A 21,073-nucleotide genomic window follows, 5' to 3' on the forward strand; every position below is an offset into this window, starting at 1 on the left:
TTCTAGTGTCAAATGAAAGCAAAATAATTGCCCTCAATCTCACCATTTTTTGGGGCATCATCACTTTCGATTGACACACCTTTTCCTATTTTTTTCATTTTTTTGCATTGCTTCTTACCGGCTACGGATGTCAAACTCTTTAAACACAATACGTAAGTCTCTTAACACTCTTTGACGCCCTCGGAATCGTTCATTTCTTAAAATGCGTTCTAGCTCTTCTTGTTTCTCTTTACTTTGTTTGTTTCTATAATCTCTTAGTGTTTCATAAAAGAGATAATAGTCATCTATCCACAGACCTCCCTCGCTTATACGATGACTAATCTCACCTACTTCTTCATATGGTTCTTTATTATATCTTCGTTTGTAGCTTTCTTGTTTACGGATATAGTCTAGAATTCGATTCCGAAACTTAGTCTTAAAATATTTCCTTAAACGAGAGATATCTTCTACTAATCCTTCTTCTTTACTAATCAATTCATATAGACATATCATTCCCTCTTGGTCCCAATCCGACAATTCCCATAAATGAAGGTAATATTCATTTCTACACTTATACACAGTCCCTTGGACTTCTTCATACAATTCTTTAATCATAATTTTCCCCTTTCTAGATACAGTCTAACAGATTAGAAACACTTTTGGTACATTTCATCCATTCTGCACCCTTTAGCTCCTCAACTGCACAAAAAAGAGAGGTCTTGCCTCTCTTTGGGTTATTTTTCATCATTCATTTTTGACTTTACTTCATCATAAGATAATGCATGAGATTCCTCTTCTACTGCTTCAGGCATCTTTCCTGTTTCATAGAGAGATTTAATTTGTGTACTATCCAATGTTTCGTATTTCAATAGTGCTTCTGCAATCAACTTGTGAGTTTCACGATTTGACTGAATAATTTCAGCAGCTTTATTTCGTGCTTCATTCAATAATAAACGAACCTCTTCGTCAATTTCATAAGCTGTTTGTTCTGAAATTGATTTTTGAGGACTCTGTGCACCAAACATAGCATGATTTCCTTCATATTGTACTGGGCCAAGTTTTTCACTCATACCGTACTCTGTAACCATTGCACGCGCCATTTGTGTCGCCTGTTCAAAGTCGTTTGAAGCTCCTGTAGTTTGGACATTAAAGATAATTTCTTCAGCTACACGTCCACCCATTAAGCCAGCCAATTGCTCTTTCATATCTTCTTTAGATAGAAGCATTTGATCTTCTTTAGGAAGTGCAATCATGTATCCGCCTGCACGGCCTCTTGGTACAATTGTAACCTTATGAACAACGCGGGCATTCGATAAGACTAGGCCAACAATGGTATGTCCTGCCTCATGGTAGGCAACCAATTCACGTTCTTTTTGTGAAACTGTCTTATCTTTCTTAGAAGGTCCAGCAATCACTCTATCTTCTGCTTCATCAATATCTGAAGCATCAATTATCGATTTATTGCGACGAGCAGCAACCAAGGCTGCTTCATTCAAGACATTCTCTAAATCAGCACCAACAAAGCCTGGAGTTTGTTGAGCCACTAATTTCAAATCAACATCTTCTGCTAAAGGCTTGTTCTTAGCATGAACTTTCAAGATTGCTTCACGACCTTTAACATCAGGGCGACCAACCAATACTTTTCTATCAAAACGTCCTGGACGTAAAAGGGCAGGGTCTAGTACATCTGAACGGTTTGTCGCAGCAATGACGATAATCCCTTCATTTCCCTCAAAACCATCCATCTCAATCAAGAGTTGGTTCAAGGTTTGCTCACGTTCATCATTTCCTCCACCGAGGCCGACACCACGTTGGCGACCAACAGCATCAATTTCATCGATAAAGATGATAGCTGGCGCTGCTTTTTTGGCATCTTCAAAAAGAGAACGAACACGACTAGCTCCAACTCCGACAAACATTTCTACAAAATCAGAACCTGAGATACTCAAGAATGGAACACCTGCTTCTCCGGCGACTGCTTTAGCAAGCAAAGTTTTACCTGTTCCCGGAGGCCCCTCCAAAAGAACACCTGCTGGAATACGGGCTCCAAGTTTTGTAAATCGTTTTGGATCTTTTAAGAATTCAACAACTTCAACTAGTTCTTGCTTTTCTTCCTCAGCTCCAGCAACATCTGAAAATCTTACTTTAATATCCTCTTTATTTGCAGCTTTAGCCTTACTACGTCCAAAACTCATTGGGTTACGACCATTGCCTCCCCCCATATTTCCCATCATAGAGAATAGGAAGAAGAATAGAATTCCAAATGGCACAATGGATACGAGTAGATTAATCCACATACCACTTGAACTTTCATGCTTAATAGTTACTTCTGCTTTATGGTCCGAAGCAAGTTTTTGCAATTCTGATACTGTGGTATCAGAGGGAAGAATAATACTTGAAAATTTCTCTACTGTTGTAACAGATGGAGAAAAGAACTGAATGCCTGTTTCTTCTTTACTTGTTTTAGGATTTTTATAGACACCCGAAACTTCGATAACACTGCCATTTGGTTGGTAGGTTAATTCTTTTACATTGTCATCGGTAATTTCTTTTACCAATTCTGTATAATTAATTTGCTCACTTTTCCCTGCAACACTACCTGTACTAAAATACTGGTAAGCTGTAACTAGGAAAAAAATAAGTAATAACCATAGAAATGGATTTTTAATTAAACCATTATTTTGTTTTTTCATTAAAAATTATTCTTTCTAATTTGAATACACTTCTTCTTTCAATACTCCAACATAAGGAAGATTACGATAATTTTCTTTGTAGTCTAAACCATAACCTACTACAAACTCATTTGGGATAGTAAAGCAGGTATAGTCTGCCTCAATTTCTACAACACGTCCTTCTGGTTTATCCAACAAGGTTGCAATCTTAACAGAAGCTGCTTCTCTTGCAATAAACATATCTCGCAAATTCTTCAAAGTTTGACCTGTATCAATGATATCTTCTACAAATAGAACATGTCTTCCTTTGATATCTTGAGTCACATCTTGTTTAATATTGATAACACCACTACTTGCTGTTCCACCATGGTAGCTAGAAACCATCATGAAGTCCATTTCAATATGTGTATCAATATGTTTAACCAATTCAGCCATAAAAGGAATAGATCCTTTTAAAATCCCGACTAAGATTGGATTTTTTCCTGCATAGTCTTTAGTGAGTTGAGCACCTAATTTTTTAGCAGCTTCTGTAATTTCATCGTGTGAAACGAGAATTTTTTTAATATCGTTTTCTAACATTTTTTTACCTATCTATTTTTTCTATATAAAGTACAGTGTTCATTATATCATTTTTCGTGTTTTTACTCAAATTACTGGTCGCAATTCCCAAAATTGAGACAATTTCACCAAATTGCTCAATAATCAGAGCAGATTTTCGCTTTTCCATAGGGATTTTCAAATCAATAAATAAACGTCTGAGTTTTTTTCTATGCCCATTTTGAATCAAAACATCTCCTGTTTTTCGATGACGAATGTGTATGGATGTTTCACGTGAAACAGGTATTTGTTGAATTGATTCACCTTCTAATGGAAGTCCAAAAGAAAATAAATATCCTTGATAAGCTACCTGATTTTGATAGTGTAACACAAGTTCATCTTCCTTTTCATCAGCCTGCGGACTGATTTTACAAATCTGAAACTGTTGGTACTCTTTTATCAATTCATAGCCATTTTTAATCGGATGACGATACTGGCTTTTAGATTTTAAAATCTGCTGAACTTCAGCAAACTGAGCTTTTGTAAGATTCAAATCTGGAAAACGATTCAGATAAGTTTGAAGTAAAACTCTTTGTGTAGACTCAGAGTAAGAAAATAACTGCTGTAAATCTTCCACATTAATATTGTTAGATAATTCAGCTATTGCCAAATCATAATCTAAAATTTCATTGCCAATGCCTAAGATTGCATCCCTAAATCGAGGATTTTCTTTTTCCAATTCTGGTAAGTAAGAGTTTCGAATACGATTTCGAAAATAATGATTCTCCTGATTTGATGTATCTTCAAAGTGAAAAATTGATGGAAAGTCTTTTTTCTGAAAATGCAAGAAGGGACGAATGATTTCTATCTCTCCGACTACTTGCTTCTCCTTAATTCCTGATAGATAGCGCAAGCGAGTACCTCGAATCAAGCGCATCAAAATCGTTTCCACCTGGTCATCCGCATGGTGGGCAGTGACTAAGGCTGTCGCACCTGTCTTTTTCATGACCTCTTGAAAAAAATCATAGCGAAAATTTCGTGCACGCGCTTCTGAAAATTCTCCTGAAAAATTGCTGACATAAATAGGAAGTCCAGATTCAGCAGCCAACTTCCTTAATTCCTGTTCTTCCCAATCTGATTCAATTCTCTGCTTATGATTCACATGAGCCAGAATCAATTCAATCTCTAACTCTTTTTGATAAGTAAACAATACCTTAAATAGAAACATAGAATCTAATCCACCAGAAAGAGCTAGCACCACCTTAGTATGCTTTTTAAAATATCCTCTCTTGAGAAAATGATTTAAAAAATCTTGTTCTCTCATTTTAGAACCTCATAAACATCCTTGGCTATCTGAGAAATCGTATCATAATCAGAATTCTTAGTGAAAATAGAAAGAATAAATGGAAAATCTGCGTAGATAACACCCGTATCATGCTTAAATTCGTCCGCATCCCCAATTTTATGAGCTACCTTCACAGAAACACCTTTGGCAATTCGCTGATTATCAAAATCTGTTTTAGTCAAAGACTCTAGCACAAATCCATTTTGATTATAAATAGCTTCCATGACCTTCCCGGCCATCTTGGAAGAAATCAATTTTTCTTTTGGATTCCAATCATCTCCCATAATGGCAGACATCTTGGATTTGAATGTGGCATCAGATTGGTTTGAAATGTAATAACCCAATAGATTATGAGCTACATTATCAGATTCTTTAGATACTTTTGTGATTAAGTCCTTGAGAGAATACTCTTTATTATCCTCTTTTTTAGGAAGACTACCACTTCCCTCTGGTTTATAAGAACCTGGAAAATCATTGACTGCAGATACGTATTTTACAGTCGTATCTAACTGATAAAGACCATCATTTATTTTTTCTTGCGCATAATAGAGATAAGGGAGTTTCAAAACGCTAGCTGCATACATCTTTTCATCTTGATTGATACCTGCTTCTTTTCCAGTAGTCAGTTGCTTAACATAAATAGAGAATGAATCCTTCTGATATTTTTCCGATAACATTTCTTGGACTTTACTCATCCGATTATCTTCTTCAGAAGTTGATTCTTTAGCTACCCATCCAACCTGATCAATATGTAGAAATTCTCTTCCTTCTACAAACATGGTTTTGTCGATTGATACTTGCGAATAAGCTGATAAGGATGATTTCACTTCTTTTAAATCATAAGGGCTATTATACAGTTTAAAGTCAGATTCTAACCATACTTTTTTTATTGTTGAAGTTACCTCTGACTGATCATATAAAAATCGTTTGTCCGCAGCTATAAATTGATGATTTGATAGCTTAAATACCGGAATTCCTTGTTTATTTAAGCGCCACTCGGTTATTTGAAAACTTGTTTTAGGAGTCAATTTTCCAGATTCCACTACTAAATCTTCATTCGCATAGACAGGAACTTCTCCATAAACCATAGGAGAACTTAGCTTTTCTCTAAAATAAATACCAAAGTCAGATTGTGAAAGGTAATAAATTTCTTTCGAAGTATAGACGACTTCTTTTTCTGTGCTAACGACTTTTGAGATGGTCAAAAAACTCGGTAGCAACAAAATAATTAAGAATTTACGCATTCTTCCTTTCCTTTTCTTCTTGTAAACGCAATAATTGATTTTTATCAGCCAATTCTTCCAGCTTTTCATCTGATAAACTCAAAAATTGCTCAATTACATCTAATAAATTTTCCATTTTATCACCTTTGAAGCAAGTCAGGAATCGTATAAACTATTTCCCTCGACTTAGAATAATAGTACTTCGCTCGTGTATATTTGGCAGCATAATCCTCATCTTTCAACTTGGTAGCAAATGCTGTCTCCTTATCCTTTTCATCACTCAAGGTTTGATACTGAGTTTGCAAGTCTGCTAATTGCTGACGTCTTTGGAGTAATTGCTGATAGCTCTGCGCTAAATTAAAAGTTGGCAAGATAAATAATAGCATAATCAAAATCAATACCCACCCCATAAAACGATTCCGTTTTTGTCGTTCTTTCATCAGGTAGCGACGACGTTGGTGTTCATTTTGAATAAAAGAATTATTCAATTGTACAATATTTTTAGACATTTTCTTCTACCCGTGTTTCACTGATAATTTCATACATGCCTGCTGCATCTTCTTTTTTTGTACTATCTTTCATCTCCAGTACTTTTACAAGTAGCAACTTATTGCCAAAGCGAATTTCAACTTGGTCATTAACTTTCAAATCCGTTGAACTTTTGGCCAAGATTCCATTAACCTTAATTCTGCCTTTATCTGCTACTTCCTTTGCGACTGTACGACGCTTGATAATTCGTGATACTTTTAAATATTTGTCTAATCTCATCCTTATTACCTCAACTTATTATTGTACCATTTTTATCTACTTTATAGAAGAAAAATATCAAATGGAATTTTCTTTCTTAGACTCTTTTATCTCTAATAAACTTTCTCCAAAAATCAGCAGACCTTCTAAAATTTCATAATCTTTCTTATTTCGGACATCAAATACAAGCTCCATTGATCCCTTATTCTCAGCGATGCCTGCTTTTAAGTTCGTTGCGGATAAAGATTTAAAATAATCTTGAGCTAAAAACAGTCGTTGAGTGACTTTTTCAAATTGAATTGTAATTTTATTATCTTTTCTTTCCACACGTTGAACAAAGACCTTGTCCAAATATGACTTGACTAAACCAATCTCTAAAAGATAAGCAACTACATCTGGGTATTCTCCAAAACGGTCTATCAACTCCTCTTGTAACTCTTCATAATTGACACAGCTGTCAATTTGACGAATTTTCTTGTAAATTTCAATCTTATGTCGTTGATCAGAAATATAAGTATCAGGAAGATAGGCATCAATTTGCAAAATCAACTCAGCATTCCCTTTGGTTCTTGTGTTAGCATTACCGTTTCGTTTAGCAATAGCTTCCTCTAATAACTGCGAATACAATTCAAAACCAACAGAATCAATGAAACCAGACTGGGATTTTCCTAGGAGATTCCCTGCTCCACGAATCGAAAGATCTCGCATAGCAATCTTAAATCCGGATCCCAATTCTGTAAATCCTTTAATCGCTTCTAATCTCTTTTCAGAGACTTCACTAATCGATTTTTCTGGACGATACATGAGATAGGCATAAGCAATACGATTACTACGGCCGACTCTTCCTCTTAACTGATACAAGGTTGACAAGCCCATATGGTCTGCATTTTCAATAAACAAAGTATTGGCATTTGGAATGTCCACCCCTGTCTCAATAATGGTAGTCGTCACCAAGATATCGTATTGTCCCTCAATAAAGTCTAGTAGAGTATTTTCCAACTGGATTTCACTCATTTGTCCGTGAACATAACCAATCGAAGCCTCTGGAATCAACTCCTGTAATTCTGAAACCTTCTGGTCAATCGTGTCAACTTTATTGTAAAGATAGTAAACTTGACCTCCACGCTCCATTTCACGCAAAACAGCATCACGAATGACACTATCATTCTTTTCCAAAACATAGGTCTGAACAGGATAACGATTAGTCGGCGGAGTTTCAATAACAGACAAATCTCTGATTCCCAACATAGACATATGGAGGGTACGAGGGATTGGCGTAGCGGTCAAAGTTAGGACATCCACTTGTTTCTTCAACTCTTTCAAGGTTTCCTTGTGCTTGACACCAAATCGTTGTTCTTCATCAATAATCATCAAGCCCAAATCAGAAAACACAACATCTTTTGACAGAACACGATGTGTTCCAATTAAAATATCGACTTGACCGTTTTTCAATTTTTCAAGTGTTTCAGTCTGCTCTTTTTTACTTCTAAAGCGACTCAACACATCAATATTAACTGCAAAATTTTGGAATCGTTCCTTAAAATTCGTATAGTGCTGTTGCGCTAAAACCGTCGTCGGAACTAGAACGACAACCTGTTTGTGATCATTGACAGCCTTAAAGGCTGCACGCATTGCAACTTCAGTCTTTCCAAAACCAACATCCCCAACCAATAGCCTATCCATTGGCTGAGAATCTTGCATATCCCTCTTGATTTCCTCAATACTACGAAGTTGATCATCCGTTTCAACATAAGGAAATGCATCATCAAAAGCATGTTGATCTTCATCATCAGCTGAAAAAGCAAAACCCTTCAACTGACTACGCTCAGAATAGAGTTTGATTAAATCGTCTGCTATATCCTCTACCTGGTTCTTAACTTTTTGCTTTGCTTTTTTAAAATGACCGTCATTTAATTTATTGAGTTTTGGAGCTTTCCCATCACTTGAAACATATTTAGACAGTAGATGAATCTGTTCTACTGGGATAGAGATTTGATCCCCGTTTTGGTATTGAACACTAACATAATCACGGTGAATCCCCTTGATTTCAATTGTTTCAATTCCTAGATATTGACCAATCCCATGAATATGGTGAACAACGTAATCTCCTTTTTCAAGTTCATTGTAATCTTTTAATCTCTCTGCGTTTGAAACATGCTGTCTTCGAAAACGACGTTTCAATTTCTTTTGAAAAATCTCATGTTCAGTTATCAATAAAATCTTTTCATCTACAAAATGAAAACCATGTCTTAGGTTACTCTCAATTAAGTTTACAGATTGTTGATAGATTCTTGACTTATCTCTGGAATCCAATTTAATCTGATATTCCTCTAACATATCCTCCAATGTTTTACTTCCCATTGAATTGCTAGATTGCAGGATAATAGTGTAATCCATTTTTTTGTATCGTTCAATTTCTTCTTTTAAAAAAGAAAATTGATTGAAAAACTCCTGCATAGGATATTGATTAAATTGATAAATTTGGTCAAACTTGAGATTTCCTAGTCCCTTTTGAAGATTAGAGAAAAAAGTCACCGGACTTTGTTTTTTATAGATTTGTTCAATATCAGCAAAATACTGCATATCAGAAAATGCTTTACTATTCTGTAATTCTTCTGTAAAGTACTGCGCTAATTCTCTTTCAAAGACTTCATACTGATTCATCAATTTTTGATAATCATCAAAGAATATTGGTATGTTTTTTTCAATATAATCAAATACAGTCCATGTCTTATCATAGCATAAAGATAAAAATTTCCGTGAATCAGAATGCATTTGTTTTTGGTGAAAACTTGAAAGAATTTCTTCTAAGTATGATTTTAAAATAGGTGATAACGTTTTTGAAATCTGTTTTTCTAAAGCTGACTGACCTCGTTGATAATCCTTTTCTCTCAAAATTATGTCGCTAGCTGGAAATATGGTGAGTTCTGTCTTATTTTCTTTCGATAATTGTGTTTCTACTTCAAATGACCTGATACCATCAATTTCATCACCAAAAAACTCAATTCGGCAAGGTTCTAACTGGGATATTTCAAAAATATCTAAAATATCTCCTCGAAGACTAAATTCGCCTTGAGTTTGTACTTGTGTAACTTTTCGATAGCCAATTTCCTTCAACTGATGGATAATCGCGTGTTGATCATATTCTTCACCGATTGAGATTTTTACAATACTATCTTTGAATACATTTGGAGACGGTAAAATCAATCGACTTGCTGCGATATTACAAACTAAAATCCCTTTCTTAGATGAATCAGTCAAAAAACGCAAGGCTTCAACCCGTGAAATGATTTTTTCTTGTGAAGACATCAAAAATTCTACCATAGGGGAGTCATCTACCAAAAATGGATAGACAAATTCCTCACCCAAGATAGATAGAAGATCACTAACAAGTCCTTCTGCTTCTCCATAAGTTGACGTCAATAACACAATCTTATCTTCCTGTCTCAAACTACTAGCTATTGCTAAAGCTTTTGTAGAAGTTGACAAACCTAACATTAATTGTCTTTTCTTATCTGTCAGATTTTGATGCCATTTTTTTATCTGATCATTTTCTGAGAATAAATCTAATAAGGTCACCATTTATCCGTTATACCTCTGCATCGTTTTTTCAAAGTTTTTCTCTTGTAAATAGTAGTTTACAGAGTCGTCAACTTTGTCAATAGACTGTAAAATACCGATATAATCATCCTTGTCAAAGGTACTCAAAACATGGTTAACAACTGACATGCCATTTTTAGGTCTTCCGATTCCAATCTTAACACGATTAAAGGTTTGGGTTCCAATATGTTGAATAATAGACTTGATACCATTATGACCACCTGCTGAACCTTTTGCTCTTAAACGAATCTTTCCAACTTCCATGTCAAGATCATCGTAAATGATGAGTAAATCTTCAATATCCAAACCATAATAAGTCAATAAAGCATGAACCGCTTTTCCACTTTCATTCATAAATGTCGTTGGTTTGACAAGATAAATTTTTTCTCCATTTAGGAAAAAGGATGCTAGGTCAGCTTGAAATATCTTATCATGTGTAAAAGTGACATTTTGTTTTTTCGCTAGTTGGTCAATCAACATAAATCCAACATTGTGTTTTGTTTCAAAATATTTATCTCCTGGATTTCCCAAGCCTACAAGTAATTTGGTCATTTATTTTTCCTTTCAAAAGCCAAAAGGGTTGGAATTTTTTTCCAACCTAATTGACACCATTTATTAATTTTTTAGACATTAAAGCGGAATTCCATGATATCGCCATCTTGAACGATATATTCTTTTCCTTCTTCACGCAAGCGTCCAGCTTCTTTTACGGCCTTTTCAGATCCGTATTTCACTAAATCCTCATATGACATGGTTACTGCACGAATAAATCCTTTTTCAAAGTCTGAGTGGATAATCCCAGCTGCTTGAGGAGCCTTCATACTACGTTTGAAAGTCCAAGCGCGAACTTCTTTTTCACCAGCTGTGAAGTAAGTTCCCAATCCAAGCAAGTGGTAAGCTGCACGCGTCAACTTATCTACACCTGATTCTGTCAAACCAATGGCTTCAAGAAACTCTTTTTTATCTTCATCGTCCAATTCAGAAATTTCTTCCTCAGCACGCGCAGAAATGACGACTACTTCAGCATTTTCTGTCGCTGCAAATTCACGAATTTGTTTGACATAGTCGATAGAGTCAGGTTCTGAAACCACATCCTCGTCAACATTAGCAACATAGAGCACTGGTTTAGTCGTCAAAAGGAAAAGACCTTTTACAACCTTTTGTTCCTCATCTGTAAATTCAATAGTTCGAGCTGATTTCCCATCTTCAAGGACTGGTTTAATCTTTTGAAGAACATTAAACTCAGCTACTGATTCTTTATCTTTTTGCGTACGTGCCATCTTTTCTACACGCGCATATCGTTTGTTCACCGATTCTAAGTCAGCAAGAATCAATTCTAGGTTAATGGTGTCAATATCGGCAAGTGGATCTACAAAGGCGTCTTCACGTCCTTGCTCGCGCATCACATTTTCATCATCAAAAGCACGAACTACGTGAACAATCGCATCTACTTCACGAATATTGGCCAAGAATTTATTCCCTAGCCCTTCTCCTTTTGAAGCTCCTTTTACAATTCCTGCGATATCTGTAAATTCAAATGTGGTTGGAACTGTCTTTTTAGGAGTAATCATTTCAGTCAATTTTTGTAGACGTTCATCTGGAACTTCAACCATTCCAACGTTTGGATCAATCGTCGCAAATGGGTAGTTAGCTGCCTCTGCTCCTGCTTTTGTAATTGCATTAAATAGTGTTGATTTACCAACGTTTGGCAAACCAACGATACCTGCTGTTAAAGCCATATTTTCTCATTCTCCGTTTTCATTTCAATCCCTAATATTATAACACAAAAAGGAAAAACTTGCTCACTCTCTAACTAAGGGTTCTCAGTCAATAATTTTATTCATTTTTCGATCAAAATCATAGCGTCCCATCATGACAACATGGTCACAATTACTGCATTTTATTTTGATATCTGCTCCTACACGTGTAATTTCCCAACGATTAGCTTTTTTTCCTGTTGACTTGATGGTGCAAGCATGTGGTTTTTTCATTTCAACAAAATTTCCAACTTGATACATACTATTCTCCTTTTCTTTTTCGATTATATCATAAAAGAGGCGAGCTAAGCTCAACCTCTTTCACTTAATTTGTACGAACTGGTGTAATGAGCTGCATGAAGTCTTCGTCAGTATCTGCTGGCACAAGAGTAAATGGACGAACAGCTGATATAAAGCTAATGGTCACCTTTTCGCTATTTAAAGCTTTAAGAGAATCAATCAAGTAAGTTGGGTTGAAACTAATGGTCAAATCTTCACCAGTAACCTGATCAGTATCGATTTCTTCGTTTACTTTACCAACTTCTGGAGAGTGAACATGGGCGCTAACAACCCCATCTTTAATTTCAAGTTTCACAGTACCATTTTGAGTCGCACTTGATAAAAGACGGGCACGCTCCATTGACTGACGTAAGTTTACCACATCAAAAGTAATTGTAGTGTTAAAGTCTGTTGGAATCAAGCGATCTGTATCAGGATAGTTTCCTTCTAGGAGACGAGTATAGAAGCTAATATTTTCGCTTCTAAAGAGGATTTGGTTATTGGCAAAGAAAATCTCTACAGTTTCGATATCATCTGTAAATACCACTGAAAATTCGCGTAGAGAACGGCTAGGAATCACGACATCAAAATCATCACTATTTTTCTCAAGCATTAATTTTTTCTGGCTTAGACGATGAGAGTCTGTTGCCACTGTTTTTAGCTCCTTATGCTGACTCAATACAAAATGAACACCTGTTAAAATTGGACGACTTTCTTGTGTACTTGCAGCAAAAGCTGTTTCATTGATAATTTTCTTGAGCAATTTTGTTTCAAGAACCAAAGGAGTGCTTGCTGAAATTTCTTGGATTCGTGGATACTGTTCACTATCTTTTCCTTTTAAGGTAATTTCTGATTTGCCGCTGGTTAAAACAATTTGATTTTGTTCAATTTCTTTAAAATCAAGAGTTACATCAGGTAGGCTAGATACCACATTGATAAAGAAAGAAGCTTCAAGAAGGATCGAACCTAAAGAAGTAATTAATAGACCAGCATCTTCATTTTTTTGAGAAATAAAATTTTCAATTGAAATTTGACCATTTGAACCAATTAAAGTAACACCTTCATTGGTCACGTCAATTTTGACAGTTGATAAAATAGGAATGGCATTTTTAGAACTAATAGCTCTTTTAGTTGTATTTAAGGCTTGTAGAAATAAATTTTTATTAATTGAAAAATGAATCATGGATTCTCCTTTATTTATTTTTAGTATTAGAAGGATAATAGTAATAATAGAGTCTGTGAAATCTGTGGAAAACAGACTTTAAACAAGTCATATCAAGTTTTTTGGCTTGTTTAAAAAATGTGGATAAAAAAGATAATAAAGTAAAAGTTATCCACAACTTATTTGATTTTCTTTTTGATTGATTCAATTTCTAAGCGTAAATTATCGTCTTCATCAATCAAAGATTTAATTTTAGCATGGGCATGAATAACTGTTGTATGATCTTTTCCACCAAATTCCTTCCCAATTTTTGGAAGACTATTATCTGTTAGTTCTCTAGATAAATACATGGCTACTTGACGGGCTAACACAATGTTTTGAAGGCGTCTGCTTCCCTTCATTTCTTTGACACTAACTCCATAGAAGTTACCAACTTCATTTTGGATTTTGTCAATTGGGATGACGAGCATTTGGCTAACATCTTGTTTTCGAGCTCTAATAGCTTCTGCAGCAATATCAATAGTGATATCCTTGATATTTTTTACTCTGGCAATTAAAGTGATGTCGTTTATGGCTCCCTCAAGATCTCGAACATTTGAATCAAATTGCCCAGCTAGGTATTCTAGAGTATCACTTTGGAAATTGTAGCCTAAATGTTCCGTTTTACTTTGTAAAATGGCAATGCGTGTTTCAAAGTCAGGGGGTGTGATAGTTTGTGTCAATCCCCAACTAAAGCGCGTGACAAGCCTCTCCTCGAGCCCTTCTAAATGTTTTGGACTACGATCACTGGTTAGGACAATCTGTTTTTGCTTGTCATGAAGGGCGTTAAAGGTATTGAAAAATTCTTCCTGAGTTGCGACTTTTTTTCCGCTGAGTGACTGGATATCATCGATTAACAAAAGATCAAGACTACGATAGGTTTTTTTAAATTTTTCCATTTCCCCAAGTCTTAGGTGATCAAGAAAGTCATTAATAAAGCTTTCAGCAGGTATGTATTTGACACGTGCATTTGGAATATTTTTTAGAATTTCATTTCCAATAGCGTTTAATAAGTGAGTCTTACCAAGGCCTGGTCCTCCATAGATAAAAAGAGGGTTATAGGTCAGAGCCAAATCTTCAGAGACAGCTAAAGCGGCTGATACAGCCCAAACATTTCCATCCCCTTGAATAAAGTTATCAAAGGTATACTTTTCTTTTAATCCCGTATCTGAATAAGGAATAGATACTAACTTTGGACTATAGTCATAAAGAGTTAAATTTGTAGCTTCTTCAACTTGTGAGCTAGTCGTATCTTGAGGTTTGGTGAAAATATAGTGGGGAGTTATTTCAGCGTCATAAATTTCAAAACCAGCTACTACAATAATATCTTTTAGTTGTTTTTCCCAGACCATTTCCATTTCAGAGCGAGGTAGAAATATAGTGGCAACATTTTCCTCTACCTTGATGAGTTCAGCTTGAATAGCATAGAAATCATACATGGATCGAGTCAGTCTTTCTTGTGCAAATTCTAATATACGATTCCAAAATTGTTTTTCTTTCAATCTTTTCTCCTCCTTTACTATTTAAAAGTTTAATACTAGAGATATTTTACCATAGATAGCAAGAATTTTCCACAAGCTGTGAAAAATAATCCACAATGTTACCAAACTTTATCCACAGGTTGGGGATAAAAGAAGAAATTATTGATTTATTAAGCTTTTTATCGAAAAACATAGTGGATAACCTTGTGAGATAAAAAAATAAAAGAACAGCCTTATTTCAGGCTGTTGATAATTCTACTATATTCTTCTTGATTTGAAAAAGAAATAATGATTTTTCCACTGTCTTTTTTAGATAGTTTAATTTCTACATCTAATCCGAGTAGTTTTCTTAACTGTTTTTCTTCATTTTGTATGAAATGATTCGTTTTTTGCTGTTTCTTTTGTTTTTTCTCTGTCAGAAGAGCTTCTAACTTCCTTACAGAAATATCTTCTTCTATAATCCGTTGAAAGAAATAGTCTTGTTGTTCCTTATTTAACCCAACTAGGGAACGCGCATGGGCTTGTGATAGTTTGCCATTTTCTACTTCTGAGAGAATCTGTTCTGGCAAGGAAAGTAAACGAATGGAGTTGCTGATATATGGACGAGACTTGCCCATTTTATCTGCAATTTCAGCATGGGTGAATCCTTTCTCTACGAGAGATTCATAGGCGCGTGCTTCTTCTATTGGGTTTAAATTTTCTCTCTGTAAATTTTCAATAATGGACTGAACCATCATCTCTTGGTCTGAAATCTGTTTAACAACAGCTGGGATAGACCGTAGACCAGCTAAAAGTGAAGCCCGATAGCGTCTCTCTCCTGCAAGGATTTCATAACCAATAACAGGAGATTGACGAACAATAATCGGTTGAATGACCCCATTTTCTTTGATAGACTGTGCTAGTTCATCTAGTTTTTCTCTATCAAATTCTTTTCGGGGTTGATAGGGATTTTTTTGTATATCTGTGATAGAAATCATTTCAAATTTTTCCATGATTCTACACTAACACATCTTTTCTCTTATGTAAAGCTTTCTTTACATAGATGTCAATTAAGATTCTAAATCACCTGAACTCTTGTCAAGTTTAATAGATGTAGTTTCTTCTTTACCGTTGCGATAGTAAGTGATCTTAATGGTGTCTCCGATAGAATGATTGTAAAGAGCACTTTGTAAGTCTGTTGATGAAGCAATCTCTTTGTCATCTACTTTTGTAATTACATCGTATTTTTCAAGGTGACCATTGGCAGGCATATTACTTTGTATCGAACGAACAACTACACCAGATGTAACATTACTTGGAATATTGAGTCTTCTGATGTCGCTTGTACTCACATTAGATAAATTAACCATCTGGATTCCCAAAGCTGGACGCGTCACTTTTCCGTTTTTTTCTAACTGTTCAATAATATTGATAGCATCATTTGCAGGGATTGCAAAACCAAGACCTTCTACAGATGTTCCTCCATTTGTAGCAATTTTACTTGAGGTAATTCCGATAACCTGCCCTTGAATATTGATCAGTGGGCCGCCAGAGTTACCTGGGTTAATAGCAGTATCAGTTTGGATGGCTTTTGTAGAAATAGCTTGTCCATCTTCCGATTTTAAGGATACATTTCTATTGAGACTAGATACGATACCTTGAGTAACAGTATTTGCATATTCAGAACCTAACGGGCTACCGATGGCAATAGCAATTTCTCCTACAGTTAACTTACTAGAATCACCAAACTCAGCTACTGTTGTCACTTTTTCTGAAGAGATTTTGACGACAGCAATATCAGAGAAAGTGTCCGCTCCGACAATTTCTCCAGGTACTTTAGTCCCATCTGACAATCGAATATCTACTTTGCTGGCGCCATTTATAACGTGATTGTTGGTGACGATGTAAGCTTCTTTATCATTCTTTTTATAAATAACTCCAGATCCTTCACTAGAGATTCGCTGAGAATCTGTGTCAGTATCATCATTGCCAAATACGCTATTTTGTCTGTTTGCCGAATAAGTAATAACAGAAACAACAGCATCTTTTACTTTGTTAACAGCCTGTGTTGTTGAATTTTCGTTCTTATAGGCAATTTGTGTAATAGTACTATTGTTGTTAGAGTTGTTTACACTACTTTTTTGAGTTAGTTGAGTTATTGAAAAACTACCCAAGGCTCCACTAAAAAAGCTAATGACGATAACGACTAATAATTGAAACCATTTTTTGTAAAATGTTTTTAGATGTTTCATATTTGCCTCCATATGTTTGAATTACTGAAAGTATAAACTGACTAGCTTAATTATAACTTAAACACAAAAGTTTTACACAAACTGTGGATAACTCTTTTGAAGCTGTGATTTTCTTAATTGAAATCTATTTTTTATTTTGTGAATAAGATGTGAAAAAATAGAGAATATGTTAGAATAGAGTCATGAAAATTAAAGTTGTAACAGTTGGGAAACTGAAAGAAAAGTATTTAAAAGATGGTATCGCAGAGTATTCAAAACGAATTTCTAGATTTGCTAAGTTTGAAATGATTGAGTTATCAGATGAAAAAACACCAGATAAGGCCAGTGAATCAGAAAATCAAAAGATTTTAGAAATAGAAGGTCAGAGAATTTTATCAAAAGTTGCTGACCGTGATTTTGTTATTGCATTAGCTATTGAAGGGAAAATGTTCTCTTCAGAAGAATTTAGTAAGCAGTTAGAAGAAGCTTCTATAAAAGGATTTTCTACTCTTACCTTTATTATTGGGGGAAGTTTAGGATTGTCATCAGCTGTAAAAAATAGAGCCAATCTTTCTGTCAGTTTTGGTCGCCTAACCTTGCCCCATCAGTTAATGAGACTAGTTCTTGTTGAACAAATCTATCGCGCTTTTACGATTCAGCAGGGATCACCCTATCATAAATAAATTGACTTTTAATTGAATTTTTGGTAGAATAATTGTGTTAGGTCTCATAGCTCAGCTGGATAGAGCATTCGCCTTCTAAGCGAACGGTCGCAGGTTCGAATCCTGCTGGGATCAATATAATAGCAAAGCTGGGAATTTTCCCGGCTTTTTTCTTAAAAAAGTACACTTTGGGAGAAAAAAATGACAGTTGAGAGAATTTTATCTAAAACGAAATTCCATTTTGTATAATGGTTTTTGTAAGTTAGCTTACAAGAAAAAACATTTTAGGAGATTTTATTATGAAAAACACAGTTAAATTGGAACAGTTTGTAGCCTTGAAGGAAAAAGACTTGCAAAAGATTAAAGGTGGGGAAATGAGACTTCCAAAAATCCTCCGTGATTTTATTTTCCCAAGAAAAAAGTAATAAAATAAGGGGAAAGAGTAATGAATTTATTTGGATTTGGGACAGTTATTGGTCATTTTTTAATTATTAGTCACAGTTACCGTTTAATTTGTAAAGGTCAAATAAAATCAAAGGAACTATATTTTTTTGGTCTCTATACATTACTAGTAGAAGCAGTACTTGAACTTTCCTTTTATCTTCTATATTTAGATGAAATAGTGATTGAAAGATTTTTATTTCCTTTGGGCCTATATTCCTATTTTCGATGGATTAAACAGTATGAGAGGGATAGAGGACTATTCCTAAGTTTACTACTATCTCTTTTATATGAGAGCACTCATAACTTTCTGTCCGTAACTTTCTCTTCTATAACAGGAGACAATTTTGTTTCACAATATCATGCCCCATTCTTTTTCGTTGTAACGGTGTTGACCTATTTTGTTGTCTTAAAAATCATTCATTATTTCCATTTGGAACTAGCCTATTTTGACAAAGACTACCTCTATCCTTTCTTGAAAAAAGTATTTTTTGCCTTACTACTGCTCCATATTGTATCTTTCGTTTCAGATATGGTAAGTACGGTTAAACATTTGAATAGTTTTGGAAGTATTTTGTCATCTATTGTTTTTATCTCGTTACTTTTGACCTTCTTTGCAATGAATTCGCATAAAGAACAAATGGAAAAAGAGATTGCTTTGAAGCAGAAGAAATTTGAACAGAAACATTTACAAAACTATACAGACGAAATTGTCGGACTGTATAATGAAATCCGTGGTTTTCGACATGACTATGCTGGAATGCTTGTCAGCATGCAGATGGCAATTGACAGTGGTGATTTACAAGAAATTGACAGAGTTTACAATGAAGTTTTGGTCAAAGCTAATCACAAACTGCGTTCAGATAAGTACACTTACTTTGATTTGAACAACATAGAAGATTCAGCTTTACGAAGTTTGGTTGCTCAGTCCATTGTCTATGCTCGAAATAATGGTGTAGAGTTTACACTGGAAGTAAAAGATACGATTACCAAGCTCCCAATTGAACTATTGGATTTGGTTCGTATTATGAGTGTTTTATTGAACAATGCTGTCGAAGGATCGGCTGATAGTTATAAAAAGCAGATGGAAGTAGCAGTTATTAAGATGGAAACTGAAACAGTGATTGTGATTCAGAATTCATGTAAAATGACGATGACTCCTTCAGGAAATCTATTTGCCTTAGGATTCTCCACTAAGGGAAGAAATCGCGGAGTCGGATTAAATAATGTGAAGGAACTACTAGATAAGTACAACAATATTATTTTAGAAACAGAGATGGAAGGCAGTACATTTAGACAAATCATTAGATGTAAGAGGGAATTTGAATGAAAGTTTTAATTTTAGAAGATGTTATTGAACATCAAGTGAGACTAGAGAGAATATTGGATGAAATTTCGAAAGAATCGAATATTCCAATATCATACAAGACAACGGGAAAAGTCCGTGAATTTGAAGAATACATTGAAAACGATGAAGTAAATCAGCTTTATTTCCTAGATATTGATATTCATGGAATTGAGAAAAAGGGATTTGAAGTGGCTCAGCTCATTCGTCATTACAATCCTTACGCTATTATCGTCTTTATCACCAGTCGATCAGAGTTTGCGACTCTAACCTATAAATACCAGGTATCAGCCCTAGATTTTGTTGATAAGGATATCAACGATGAGATGTTTAAGAAGAGAATTGAGCAAAATATCTTTTACACGAAGAGTATGTTACTTGAAAATGAAGATGTGGTGGATTATTTTGACTACAATTACAAGGGAAATGATTTAAAAATCCCTTACCATGATATTTTGTATATTGAAACGACAGGAGTCTCTCATAAATTACGTATTATTGGTAAGAATTTTGCCAAAGAGTTTTACGGTACTATGACAGATATTCAGGAAAAGGACAAACATACTCAGCGATTTTATTCTCCTCATAAGTCATTTTTGGTAAATATAGGCAATATTAGAGAGATTGATCGAAAAAATCTAGAAATTGTTTTCTATGAAGATCATCGTTGTCCTATTTCAAGATTAAAAATTAGAAAATTAAAAGATATTTTAGAGAAAAAATCTCAGAAGTGATTGACAATTAGCAAGAAATTGATATAATGGTTATATCTGCTACAGATAGAAGGTCCGTTGGTCAAGGGGTTAAGACACCGCCTTTTCACGGCGGTAACACGGGTTCGAATCCCGTACGGACTATTTTATCCGCCATAGCTCAGTTGGTAGTAGCGCATGACTGTTAATCATGATGTCGTAGGTTCGAGTCCTACTGGCGGAGTATAGATAAAAGGGAACACAGCTGTGTTCCTCTTTTTGTATCAATTTGTATCACCAAGCATTTTCATAAGGAAGTTTGTTATTTCTTGAGAACTTTCTTTTTTTCCATGTGCAATCCAAGTTTGGCAGACACCAAAAAGTGCATGAGTTAGATAGATGCTACTATATTCTAATTCAGTGGTATTTAGATTCAGTTGCATAAATCGCTTTTGTAAATCTGTACTGAGCATGATATGAAGTTTATTTCGTAAGAAATTTTGGATTTCTTTAGTCCCATTTTCAGAAAGAAGGGCAGCCAGAAGTGGTTCTGACTCTAGATATTCAAAAACTTCTAAAATAGCGTCTCTTTTGTGATGAGCATGTTTTTGAAAAATATATTCAAATGTATGAAATAGCTTGCTTTGATAGTGCTCAATCATATCATACTTATCCTTATAGTGCGTATAGAAGCTGGAACGGCTAATTCTGGATTTTTCTGCTAACTTGACAGTAGAAATTTGATCAAATGGCTGTTCCATTAGTAATTGTACCATAGCATTTTCAATAGTTCGCTTTGTTTTTAAGCGTTTGTTACTTTCTTGCATATTTCCTCCTTGTAAACAAATTAGACTATATGTCTAAAAATGGATTTTTTATATTGTAATTTAGATTTTTTATTG

The 21,073-nt window shown here is 34.9% G+C and carries 21 protein-coding genes and 3 tRNA genes; 7 read left to right on the top strand and 17 right to left on the bottom strand.

The window, feature by feature from the left end; translation table 11 throughout:
- Positions 1-114: 114 nt before the first annotated feature.
- The 16 genes from HT687_RS07575 to HT687_RS07645 all read right to left on the bottom strand — a co-directional run bounded on the left by HT687_RS07575 (position 115) and on the right by HT687_RS07645 (position 17,052).
- Positions 115-594, bottom strand: coding sequence for a sigma-70 family RNA polymerase sigma factor (locus HT687_RS07575; RefSeq protein ID WP_000588858.1), 480 nt, complete (start codon positions 592-594; stop codon positions 115-117).
- Positions 595-713: 119 nt separating this feature from the next.
- Entirely contained in the window at positions 714-2,672 is a 1,959-nt protein-coding gene (gene ftsH, locus HT687_RS07580) for an ATP-dependent zinc metalloprotease FtsH (RefSeq protein WP_023936238.1), read from the bottom strand.
- Between the two features lie 15 nt (positions 2,673-2,687).
- Positions 2,688-3,230 carry a hypoxanthine phosphoribosyltransferase gene (gene hpt / locus HT687_RS07585; RefSeq protein ID WP_000892175.1) on the bottom strand — a complete coding sequence of 181 codons (543 nt, stop codon included), beginning with the start codon at positions 3,228-3,230 and terminating at the stop codon, positions 2,688-2,690.
- A gap of 4 nt (positions 3,231-3,234) precedes the next feature.
- Positions 3,235-4,512, bottom strand: a complete 1,278-nt coding sequence (gene tilS / locus HT687_RS07590; RefSeq protein ID WP_054388171.1) for a tRNA lysidine(34) synthetase TilS — start codon at positions 4,510-4,512, stop codon at positions 3,235-3,237.
- Positions 4,509-5,777, bottom strand: coding sequence for a serine hydrolase (locus HT687_RS07595; RefSeq protein WP_001224763.1), 1,269 nt, complete (start codon positions 5,775-5,777; stop codon positions 4,509-4,511). The genes tilS and HT687_RS07595 overlap by 4 nt, the downstream gene beginning before the upstream one ends.
- Positions 5,770-5,892: an SP_0009 family protein gene (locus tag HT687_RS12200; protein ID WP_000429334.1), complete on the bottom strand. Its 123-nt coding sequence runs from the start codon at positions 5,890-5,892 to the stop codon at positions 5,770-5,772. Before HT687_RS12200 ends, HT687_RS07595 begins: the two co-directional genes overlap by 8 nt.
- Before the next feature lie 4 nt (positions 5,893-5,896).
- Entirely contained in the window at positions 5,897-6,265 is a 369-nt protein-coding gene (locus tag HT687_RS07600) for a septum formation initiator family protein (RefSeq protein ID WP_000041903.1), read from the bottom strand.
- Positions 6,258-6,524 carry an RNA-binding S4 domain-containing protein gene (locus tag HT687_RS07605; RefSeq protein ID WP_001234978.1) on the bottom strand — a complete coding sequence of 89 codons (267 nt, stop codon included), beginning with the start codon at positions 6,522-6,524 and terminating at the stop codon, positions 6,258-6,260. Before HT687_RS07605 ends, HT687_RS07600 begins: the two co-directional genes overlap by 8 nt.
- A gap of 57 nt (positions 6,525-6,581) precedes the next feature.
- On the bottom strand, positions 6,582-10,085 hold the full coding sequence (gene mfd, locus HT687_RS07610; protein WP_054388172.1) for a transcription-repair coupling factor: 3,504 nt from the start codon (positions 10,083-10,085) through the stop codon (positions 6,582-6,584).
- Positions 10,086-10,655: an aminoacyl-tRNA hydrolase gene (gene pth, locus HT687_RS07615; RefSeq protein ID WP_000163938.1), complete on the bottom strand. Its 570-nt coding sequence runs from the start codon at positions 10,653-10,655 to the stop codon at positions 10,086-10,088.
- Positions 10,656-10,726: 71 nt separating this feature from the next.
- On the bottom strand, positions 10,727-11,842 hold the full coding sequence (gene ychF, locus HT687_RS07620; protein WP_001218709.1) for a redox-regulated ATPase YchF: 1,116 nt from the start codon (positions 11,840-11,842) through the stop codon (positions 10,727-10,729).
- Positions 11,843-11,926: 84 nt separating this feature from the next.
- A complete protein-coding gene (locus HT687_RS07625) occupies positions 11,927-12,121 on the bottom strand; it encodes a DUF951 family protein (protein ID WP_000285186.1) in 195 nt (64 codons plus the stop codon).
- Positions 12,122-12,185: 64 nt separating this feature from the next.
- Positions 12,186-13,322 carry a DNA polymerase III subunit beta gene (gene dnaN / locus HT687_RS07630; protein ID WP_023936249.1) on the bottom strand — a complete coding sequence of 379 codons (1,137 nt, stop codon included), beginning with the start codon at positions 13,320-13,322 and terminating at the stop codon, positions 12,186-12,188.
- Positions 13,323-13,480: 158 nt separating this feature from the next.
- Positions 13,481-14,842, bottom strand: coding sequence for a chromosomal replication initiator protein DnaA (dnaA, locus tag HT687_RS07635; RefSeq protein ID WP_023936251.1), 1,362 nt, complete (start codon positions 14,840-14,842; stop codon positions 13,481-13,483).
- A 212-nt stretch (positions 14,843-15,054) separates the two neighbouring features.
- Entirely contained in the window at positions 15,055-15,813 is a 759-nt protein-coding gene (locus HT687_RS07640; RefSeq protein WP_000410378.1) for a ParB/RepB/Spo0J family partition protein, read from the bottom strand.
- Between the two features lie 57 nt (positions 15,814-15,870).
- Entirely contained in the window at positions 15,871-17,052 is a 1,182-nt protein-coding gene (locus tag HT687_RS07645; protein ID WP_023936253.1) for a S1C family serine protease, read from the bottom strand.
- 182 nt (positions 17,053-17,234) lie between these two features.
- Between HT687_RS07645 and rlmH the strand changes: the two genes are divergently transcribed.
- The 7 genes from rlmH (at position 17,235) to HT687_RS07680 (ending at position 20,415) form a co-directional block, all read left to right on the top strand.
- On the top strand, positions 17,235-17,714 hold the full coding sequence (gene rlmH, locus HT687_RS07650; RefSeq protein WP_000695932.1) for a 23S rRNA (pseudouridine(1915)-N(3))-methyltransferase RlmH: 480 nt from the start codon (positions 17,235-17,237) through the stop codon (positions 17,712-17,714).
- A gap of 40 nt (positions 17,715-17,754) precedes the next feature.
- Positions 17,755-17,828, top strand: a tRNA-Arg gene (locus tag HT687_RS07655).
- Between the two features lie 164 nt (positions 17,829-17,992).
- Positions 17,993-18,118 carry a competence-stimulating peptide ComC gene (gene comC / locus HT687_RS07660; RefSeq protein WP_000799687.1) on the top strand — a complete coding sequence of 42 codons (126 nt, stop codon included), beginning with the start codon at positions 17,993-17,995 and terminating at the stop codon, positions 18,116-18,118.
- A 20-nt stretch (positions 18,119-18,138) separates the two neighbouring features.
- Positions 18,139-19,464 carry a competence system sensor histidine kinase ComD gene (comD, locus tag HT687_RS07665; RefSeq protein ID WP_001048117.1) on the top strand — a complete coding sequence of 442 codons (1,326 nt, stop codon included), beginning with the start codon at positions 18,139-18,141 and terminating at the stop codon, positions 19,462-19,464.
- Positions 19,461-20,213 (top strand): competence system response regulator transcription factor ComE, encoded by a 753-nt coding sequence (comE, locus tag HT687_RS07670; protein WP_000866065.1) that lies wholly within the window; start codon positions 19,461-19,463, stop codon positions 20,211-20,213. Before comD ends, comE begins: the two co-directional genes overlap by 4 nt.
- A 51-nt stretch (positions 20,214-20,264) precedes the next feature.
- A tRNA-Glu gene (locus tag HT687_RS07675) sits at positions 20,265-20,336 on the top strand.
- A 5-nt stretch (positions 20,337-20,341) separates the two neighbouring features.
- Positions 20,342-20,415, top strand: a tRNA-Asn gene (locus HT687_RS07680).
- 40 nt (positions 20,416-20,455) lie between these two features.
- On the opposite strand, the gene HT687_RS07685 is transcribed toward HT687_RS07680, so the two are convergent.
- Complete coding sequence (locus HT687_RS07685; protein WP_001158278.1) at positions 20,456-20,998, bottom strand: TetR-like C-terminal domain-containing protein; 543 nt, start codon at positions 20,996-20,998, stop codon at positions 20,456-20,458.
- Between the last annotated feature and the right edge of the window lie 75 nt (positions 20,999-21,073).

The organism is Streptococcus sp. 1449 (assembly GCF_013276805.1).
GTDB classification, from domain to species: Bacteria; Bacillota; Bacilli; order Lactobacillales; family Streptococcaceae; genus Streptococcus; species Streptococcus pseudopneumoniae.

Coding starts and splice junctions, on each gene's coding strand:
- HT687_RS07575 (WP_000588858.1), bottom strand. CDS start 594: ATGATTAAAGAATTGTATGAAGAAGTCCAAGGGACTGTGTATAAGTGT.
- ftsH (WP_023936238.1), bottom strand. CDS start 2,672: ATGAAAAAACAAAATAATGGTTTAATTAAAAATCCATTTCTATGGTTA.
- hpt (WP_000892175.1), bottom strand. CDS start 3,230: ATGTTAGAAAACGATATTAAAAAAATTCTCGTTTCACACGATGAAATT.
- tilS (WP_054388171.1), bottom strand. CDS start 4,512: ATGAGAGAACAAGATTTTTTAAATCATTTTCTCAAGAGAGGATATTTT.
- HT687_RS07595 (WP_001224763.1), bottom strand. CDS start 5,777: ATGCGTAAATTCTTAATTATTTTGTTGCTACCGAGTTTTTTGACCATC.
- HT687_RS12200 (WP_000429334.1), bottom strand. CDS start 5,892: ATGGAAAATTTATTAGATGTAATTGAGCAATTTTTGAGTTTATCAGAT.
- HT687_RS07600 (WP_000041903.1), bottom strand. CDS start 6,265: ATGTCTAAAAATATTGTACAATTGAATAATTCTTTTATTCAAAATGAA.
- HT687_RS07605 (WP_001234978.1), bottom strand. CDS start 6,524: ATGAGATTAGACAAATATTTAAAAGTATCACGAATTATCAAGCGTCGT.
- mfd (WP_054388172.1), bottom strand. CDS start 10,085: ATGGTGACCTTATTAGATTTATTCTCAGAAAATGATCAGATAAAAAAA.
- pth (WP_000163938.1), bottom strand. CDS start 10,655: ATGACCAAATTACTTGTAGGCTTGGGAAATCCAGGAGATAAATATTTT.
- ychF (WP_001218709.1), bottom strand. CDS start 11,842: ATGGCTTTAACAGCAGGTATCGTTGGTTTGCCAAACGTTGGTAAATCA.
- HT687_RS07625 (WP_000285186.1), bottom strand. CDS start 12,121: ATGTATCAAGTTGGAAATTTTGTTGAAATGAAAAAACCACATGCTTGC.
- dnaN (WP_023936249.1), bottom strand. CDS start 13,322: ATGATTCATTTTTCAATTAATAAAAATTTATTTCTACAAGCCTTAAAT.
- HT687_RS07640 (WP_000410378.1), bottom strand. CDS start 15,813: ATGGAAAAATTTGAAATGATTTCTATCACAGATATACAAAAAAATCCC.
- HT687_RS07645 (WP_023936253.1), bottom strand. CDS start 17,052: ATGAAACATCTAAAAACATTTTACAAAAAATGGTTTCAATTATTAGTC.
- rlmH (WP_000695932.1), top strand. CDS start 17,235: ATGAAAATTAAAGTTGTAACAGTTGGGAAACTGAAAGAAAAGTATTTA.
- comC (WP_000799687.1), top strand. CDS start 17,993: ATGAAAAACACAGTTAAATTGGAACAGTTTGTAGCCTTGAAGGAAAAA.
- comD (WP_001048117.1), top strand. CDS start 18,139: ATGAATTTATTTGGATTTGGGACAGTTATTGGTCATTTTTTAATTATT.
- comE (WP_000866065.1), top strand. CDS start 19,461: ATGAAAGTTTTAATTTTAGAAGATGTTATTGAACATCAAGTGAGACTA.
- HT687_RS07685 (WP_001158278.1), bottom strand. CDS start 20,998: ATGCAAGAAAGTAACAAACGCTTAAAAACAAAGCGAACTATTGAAAAT.